This window comes from Nitrosomonas oligotropha (assembly GCF_900106555.1).
GTDB lineage: Bacteria > Pseudomonadota > Gammaproteobacteria > Burkholderiales > Nitrosomonadaceae > Nitrosomonas > Nitrosomonas oligotropha_A.
The window spans coordinates 145,572-151,867 of record NZ_FNOE01000006.1 but is presented as its reverse complement, the minus strand read 5'-3'; the positions used below and the strand labels follow the sequence as shown (position 1 = coordinate 151,867).

At 52.7% G+C, this 6,296-nt stretch carries 7 protein-coding genes; 3 read left to right on the top strand and 4 right to left on the bottom strand.

Translation table 11 applies throughout. The annotated features are described in order from the left end of the window. Nucleotides 1–231: integrase core domain-containing protein (locus BLU57_RS05480; protein ID WP_143026937.1), on the top strand; the 231-nt coding region annotated here is incomplete at its 5' end. Nucleotides 232–308: 77 nt separating this feature from the next. Here BLU57_RS05480 and BLU57_RS05475 read toward each other — a convergent pair. The 4 genes from BLU57_RS05475 to gatC all read right to left on the bottom strand — a co-directional run bounded on the left by BLU57_RS05475 (nt 309) and on the right by gatC (nt 4,111). Next, nucleotides 309–728: a type I restriction-modification system subunit M N-terminal domain-containing protein gene (locus BLU57_RS05475; RefSeq protein WP_256206143.1), complete on the bottom strand. Its 420-nt coding sequence runs from the start codon at nt 726–728 to the stop codon at nt 309–311. Between the two features lie 62 nt (nt 729–790). Continuing rightward, nucleotides 791–2,230 carry an Asp-tRNA(Asn)/Glu-tRNA(Gln) amidotransferase subunit GatB gene (gene gatB, locus BLU57_RS05470; RefSeq protein WP_090317493.1) on the bottom strand — a complete coding sequence of 480 codons (1,440 nt, stop codon included), beginning with the start codon at nt 2,228–2,230 and terminating at the stop codon, nt 791–793. Nucleotides 2,231–2,276: 46 nt separating this feature from the next. Continuing rightward, a complete protein-coding gene (gene gatA / locus BLU57_RS05465) occupies nt 2,277–3,725 on the bottom strand; it encodes an Asp-tRNA(Asn)/Glu-tRNA(Gln) amidotransferase subunit GatA (protein ID WP_090317489.1) in 1,449 nt (482 codons plus the stop codon). Nucleotides 3,726–3,823: 98 nt separating this feature from the next. After that, a complete protein-coding gene (gene gatC, locus BLU57_RS05460) occupies nt 3,824–4,111 on the bottom strand; it encodes an Asp-tRNA(Asn)/Glu-tRNA(Gln) amidotransferase subunit GatC (protein ID WP_090317486.1) in 288 nt (95 codons plus the stop codon). Between the two features lie 129 nt (nt 4,112–4,240). On the opposite strand from gatC, the gene BLU57_RS05455 reads away from it, so the two are divergent. Together BLU57_RS05455 and mreC are read left to right on the top strand one after the other, a co-directional pair. Then, nucleotides 4,241–5,299, top strand: coding sequence for a rod shape-determining protein (locus BLU57_RS05455; protein WP_090317483.1), 1,059 nt, complete (start codon nt 4,241–4,243; stop codon nt 5,297–5,299). A 76-nt stretch (nt 5,300–5,375) separates the two neighbouring features. After that, on the top strand, nt 5,376–6,266 hold the full coding sequence (gene mreC / locus BLU57_RS05450; protein WP_090317478.1) for a rod shape-determining protein MreC: 891 nt from the start codon (nt 5,376–5,378) through the stop codon (nt 6,264–6,266). Nucleotides 6,267–6,296 lie beyond the last annotated feature (30 nt).

The following is a 6,296-nucleotide window of genomic DNA, read 5'->3' as shown; positions in this document are numbered from 1 at the left end:
ACCCGTATCAATCGTCCGCAAACCAACGGGAAAGCTGAGCGGGTTATCCGCACCCTGATGGATATGTGGCACAGCAAGATTCACTTTAAAGACTGCGCCGATCGGCACATTCAGCTTCTCCGTTTCATTAATTTCTACAATACCGTTAAGCCTCACAAGAGTTTGAATAATGCCACCCCTTATGAAATACTCACCGCTTATTTCAATCAACCTATCTGTAAACAACTCTGAGATTTCTTACACATGACCGAGCACGTCGCGGCTGCGGGCTTTGGCGTCACCCAGAGCAATATTGCCGATCAGGTCGATCAATTCACCCAGTGCGTGGGATCGAGGTTTTGCCGCGCATAGACTTTGGGCAGCACACCTTTGAGCGAGGGGTTTTCCTGTTCGATGGCATCCATCGCGGCATCGACATGCAGGCCGATATCGGGTTGCTTGGCGCGCGCCACCAGGTACGGCCAGCGCGCTTCGGCAGGAACGAAAAACACATTTTCCGCCTGGTACTCGTCCTTGTCTTCCGGGTCGGCTCCGGCCAGTTCGCCTTCACCCGCTTTGAGCCGGTCATGGAGTTCCCCGAACGCATCGGAGATGTATTTCAGGAACATCAGCCCCAGCACGACATGCTTGTATTCCGCCGCGTCGATGTTCTTGCGCAGCTTATCGGCGGCCTTCCACAGTTGTTTTTCCAGCGGTTCTTGTTTGATTTCTTTCGCAGCTTTCGCCATGAGCAGGCCTGATTTCCGTGATTAATGCGCGCTGAAGCAATGCCAATCCGTCAGGCCATACTTTATTCGTCCAGTTTTTTCTTCAGGATGGCGTTGACTTGCGCGGGGTTGGCCTTGCCTTGGGTGGCTTTCATGATCTGGCCGACCAGTGAGTTGAAGGCTTTTTCCTTGCCGGCGCGATAGTCGGCGACTTGCTGCGCGTTGGCGGCGAGGACTTGATCGACGATTTTTTCGATGGCGCTGTCGTCGGAAATTTGCTTCAAGCCTTTGGCGGCAATGATGGCATCGACATTCTTGTCCAATTCGCCGTTCCATAGGCTCTCAAACACTGTCTTCGCGGCTTTGCCGGAAATCGTGCCGTCGCCGATGCGCGTCAGCAGCGCGGCGAGCTGGGGCGGATTGACCGGACAGGCGCTGATGTCGATGCCTTCCTTGTTCAATTGCCCGTTGATGTCGCCCATGATCCAGTTGGCGCACAGTTTGGCTTGCGCGGGCAACTGTTTGACAACGGCTTCGAAGTAATCCGCAGTTTCGCGCGAAGCGGTCAGCACGGCGGCATCGTAAGCAGACAGCCCGAATTCGGCGACATAACGGTCGCGGCGCGCTTGTGGTAGTTCCGGCAGAGCGGATTTGACTTGCTCGATCCAGCTCGCGGAGATCTCCACGGGCAACAAATCCGGATCGGGGAAGTAGCGGTAGTCGTTGGCGTCTTCCTTGGTGCGCATGGTGCGAGTTTCGTCTTTGTTGGCGTCGTATAGCCGGGTTTCCTGGCGGATCGCACCGCCATCTTCGAGGATTTCGATTTGCCTTCTGGCTTCGTAGTCGATGGCTTTTTCCAGGAAACGGAACGAGTTCAGATTCTTGATTTCGCAGCGCGTGCCGAGTTTTTCCGTACCGCGCGGACGTACCGAAACGTTTGCATCGCAGCGGAACGAGCCTTCCTGCATGTTGCCGTCGCAAATGCCGATCCAGCGTACCAGCGCGTGCAGTGTTTTGGCGTACGACACCGCTTCCGCGCTGCTGCGCATGTCCGGTTCGGAAACGATCTCCAGCAGCGGCGTACCGGCGCGGTTCAAATCGATGCCGCTCATGCCGTGAAAATCCTCATGCAGCGATTTACCGGCGTCTTCTTCCAGGTGCGCGCGCGTCAGATGGATGGTTTTTTCAGCGCCGTCGATTTGAATCGTGATGGTGCCGCCTTGCACCACCGGCAATTCGTATTGGCTGATTTGATAGCCCTTCGGCAAATCGGGATAGAAATAATTTTTGCGTGCAAAAATGGACGGCGAATTGATTTTCGCGCCGACCGACAAGCCGAATTTGATCGCCCGTTCGACCGCGCCTTTGTTCAGCACCGGCAGCACGCCGGGCAGCGCGAGATCGATTACGCACGCTTGCGTGTTGGGCGGTGCGCCATAGGCGGTGGAAGCGCCCGAGAAGATTTTGGAGTGCGTTGAAAGTTGCGCATGAACTTCAAGACCGATGACAATTTCCCACTGCATAATGAATTTTCCAGCTAAATATTTATTTCACAAATGAAGGTTAATTTTAAACCGGCGATTGGTTATGCCAATCCGTAGCCAATTGGTATTGGTGCGCAACGTTGAGCATTTGCGCTTCCTTGAAGTAATTGCCAATGATGTGCAAGCCGATGGGCCGGTTTTTGTCGCCAAAACCAACCGGAATCGACATGGCCGGCATGCCGGTCAGATTGGCCGCGCTGGTGTAAATGTCGGATAAATACATCTGGATCGGATCGCCACTTTTTTCGCCCAGATTGAATGCGACGGTCGGTGTTGTTGGCCCCATGATGATGTCGCATTGCCGGTAAGCGTCGGCAAAATCCTGCGCGATCAGGCGGCGCAGCTTTTGCGCTTTGATGTAATAGGCATCGTAATAACCATGCGACAGTACATAGGTGCCAATCAGAATGCGCCGTTTCACTTCAGGGCCGAAACCTTGCGCGCGCGATTTGCGGTACATATCAGCCAGATCGCTGTACGACTCGGCGCGATGACCGTAACGCACACCGTCAAAACGGGATAAATTGCTCGATGCCTCGGCGGGCGCTAGCACGTAATAAACCGGGATTGCCAGCGGCGCATTCGGCAAGGAAATCTCGACCGTTTGCGCGCCCAGTTTACGGTATTCATCCAGTGCTTTTTCGATTGCGCTGGCAACGTCGTTGCTCATGCCCGCGGCGAAATACTCCTTCGGCAGACCGATACGCAAGCCCGCTAACGGTTTTTGCAGATCGCGCGCATAGTCTTCGGCTTCGCGTTGCAGACTGGTGGAGTCACGTGGATCGAACCCGACCATGACATTCAGCAGCAGCGCTAAATCTTCCGCCGATTTGGCCATCGGGCCGCCTTGATCGAGGCTGGAAGCGAAGGCGATCATACCGTAGCGCGACACCAGTCCATAGGTTGGCTTGATTCCCGAGATACCGCACAAGGCGGCGGGCTGGCGGATCGAGCCGCCGGTATCCGTGCCGGTGGCCGCGCATGCCAATCTGGCTGCCACTGCGCAGGCTGCGCCGCCCGAGCTGCCGCCGGGTACTGCGGCGTGATCCCAGGGATTTTTTACTGGGCCGTAATAGGAGGTTTCATTGCTCGACCCCATGGCGAATTCGTCCATGTTGGTCTTGCCGATATTCACCGCACCGGCTTGGTTGAAGCGCTCGATAACCCCGGCGTCGTAAGGTGAGACGAAATTCGACAGCATTTTTGAACCGCACGTGGTCAGCCAGCCTTTGGCGCAGAAGATGTCTTTCTGCGCGATCGGGATGCCGGTGAGCGGACTGGCTTGTCCTGCGGCGATCATTTGGTCCGCTGCCCGCGCTTGCGCCAGGCTCAGTTCTTCATTGACGGTGATGAAAGCATTGTATTCCGGGTTGAGTTGCTGGATGCGTTGCAGGAATTCGCTGGTCAGTTCAGTGCTGGAAATTTTCTTTCCGGCGAGCTGAATTGAGAGCTGTTTAAGGCTGGCGTTAAACATGGATTTACTGATGAGAGAAAAATAAAATGTTGCGTATAATGGCGGTTTTCTAAATTTTATTGCTTTCTTTGCTTCAATTCGCTACTGCTGTTCCTGGTTTATTCAATAACCTGTGGAACGAGATAGAGTCCCGCTTCGACTTGCGGTGCTATTGATTGATATAATTCGCGTTGGTCGGTTTCAGTAACTTCATCTTCACGCAGACGCTGCACGACACTTTGCGCATGAGACATGGGTTCCACTGTCGATGTATCAACTGCTTGCATGGATTCAATCAAATTGAAGATACCAGACAATTGAGTCAAAGTTTCTTTGGCCTCATTGTCGTCAATTTCGATATACGCCAGATCAGCAATGCGTTTTACGTCGCTAACAGATAAAGTCATTTTAATCGGTAACCTTATATTCAAATAACTATTAGAGTATCATGCCCCGTTTTAACCGGCGTATTATTTTTTGATGGTTTTATTTATTATTCGCTCTCATCATAATTATTAATAACGGATTCTGCCACTATGTTTAATTTCTTGAACAACAATATCCTTGGAAGCTATTTCTCGACAGATATGGCGATTGATTTGGGCACGGCGAATACGCTGATTTATGTCCACGGCCAAGGTATCGTGCTGGACGAACCCTCTGTAGTTGCAATCCGTGAAGAAAGCGGGGCCAACGGCAAAAAAATGATCCAGCAAGTGGGTCTCGCCGCTAAGCAAATGCTGGGCCGCACACCGGGTAACATTACTGCGATCCGTCCGATGAAAGACGGTGTGATTGCCGACTTTACCGTGACCGAGCAGATGCTCAAGATGTTTATCCGCCGGGTGAATCCGCCGCGCCTGCTTTCCGCCAATCCACGTATTGTCATTTGCGTTCCGTACGGCTCCACGCAAGTGGAGCGCCGCGCCATTCGTGAAGCGGCGTATGGCGCAGGCGCACGTAAAGTGGAGTTGATCGAGGAACCGATGGCGGCGGCGCTGGGTGCGGATATGCCGGTTGAATCACCCACCGGTTCGATGGTGGTTGATATTGGTGGCGGCACCACGGAAGTCGGCGTGATCTCACTGGGTGGTATTGTTTATTCCAATTCGGTGCGAGTGGGCGGGGACAAGTTTGACGAGGCGATCATTAATTACATCCGCCGTAACTATGGCATGCTGATTGGCGAGGTCACCGCGGAAATCATTAAAAAGGAAATCGGTTCGGCTTTTCCTGGTTCGGAAGTGCGCGAAATTGAAGTGAAAGGCCGCAACCTGGCGGAAGGCATACCGCGCAGTTTCACCATTTCCAGTAACGAAATTCTGGAAGCGCTGGCGGAACCGTTGAACAGCATCGTCAGTGCGGTTAAATCGGCACTGGAACATACGCCGCCGGAACTGGGCTCGGATATTGCCGACAAAGGCATGGTGATGACCGGTGGCGGTGCGTTGTTGCGCGATATTGACCGGTTATTGATGGAAGAAACCGGATTGTCCGTTATTGTCGCCGATGATCCACTGACCTGTGTGGTGCGCGGCGCCGGTATCGCGCTGGAGAATATGGATCGGTCCATCGGCATTTTTGCCCGTGATTAATCAATTGGCGGGTTAATTATTTTTATCTCTTTACTTATTGGTTGAAAAATAAAACGATATTTGAATACGGGGCGTAATGGAAACAGTTCCTCAGTTTTTCAGACATGGCCCTGGCCCGTTCACACGACTGTTTGTATTCATCTTGCTGTCCTGTTTGCTCATCGCTGAAGATACGCGTCTCAAGTATTTCCCGCAATTCCGCCAGACCATCGGGGTGATCATCTTTCCATTGCAGAAAATCGCTTATATTCCCGCTAGCATTTACGACCAAATCGGCGAATTCATCGCCAGTTTCTATTTGCTGGAAGAAAATGAAAAGCTCAGGCGGATCTATCTCGACAATCGTGAACAACTGCTGAAATTGCATGCCTTGGAAGTCGAGAATGTGCAATTGCGCAAACTGCTGGGCGCGGTGCAGCAGATTGAAACAGCCACTAAAACCAAAGCAGTTCTGGCGGAAATTCTGTCCACGCCGCGCGACCCGTTCAGTCATAAAATTACTTTGAATAAAGGCAGTCAGCATCATATCCAGCTGGGTCAAGCGGTGATTGACGATCAAGGCATCGTAGGGCAGATTACGCAGTTGTATCCCTGGTCATCGGAGGTCACGCTGTTGACCGATAAGGATCACTCGGTGCCGGTACAAGTGGTGCGCAATAGTTTACGTTCGGTAGTGTCCGGTACCGGTAAAAACGATGAATTGGAGTTGCGTTATTTATCCGTGAACACGGATATTCAGCAAGGCGATCTGCTGGTTACCTCCGGTATCGGCGGGGTTTATCCTCCCGGTATTCCTGTCGCGGCGGTGTTAAGAATCGAGCGCGACCCGACCGGTGATTTCGCGCAGATTATCAGCACACCCGTTGCCGGTGTGGACCGGAACCGGCAAGTTTTGGTTCTGGCTTTGGTGCAACCCGAATCCAACGAATCTCAAGAGATACCTGCAATTGAACCCGGGAAAAATTAAAGAGGGTCATGTCAACAAGGACCATTACAT

Bases quoted from the DNA above. Each gene is read 5' to 3' on its own strand.
- BLU57_RS05475 (WP_256206143.1), bottom strand. From the start codon at position 728: ATGGCGAAAGCTGCGAAAGAAATCAAACAAGAACCGCTGGAAAAACAA.
- BLU57_RS05455 (WP_090317483.1), top strand. From the start codon at position 4,241: ATGTTTAATTTCTTGAACAACAATATCCTTGGAAGCTATTTCTCGACA.
- gatB (WP_090317493.1), bottom strand. From the start codon at position 2,230: ATGCAGTGGGAAATTGTCATCGGTCTTGAAGTTCATGCGCAACTTTCA.
- mreC (WP_090317478.1), top strand. From the start codon at position 5,376: ATGGAAACAGTTCCTCAGTTTTTCAGACATGGCCCTGGCCCGTTCACA.
- gatC (WP_090317486.1), bottom strand. From the start codon at position 4,111: ATGACTTTATCTGTTAGCGACGTAAAACGCATTGCTGATCTGGCGTAT.
- gatA (WP_090317489.1), bottom strand. From the start codon at position 3,725: ATGTTTAACGCCAGCCTTAAACAGCTCTCAATTCAGCTCGCCGGAAAG.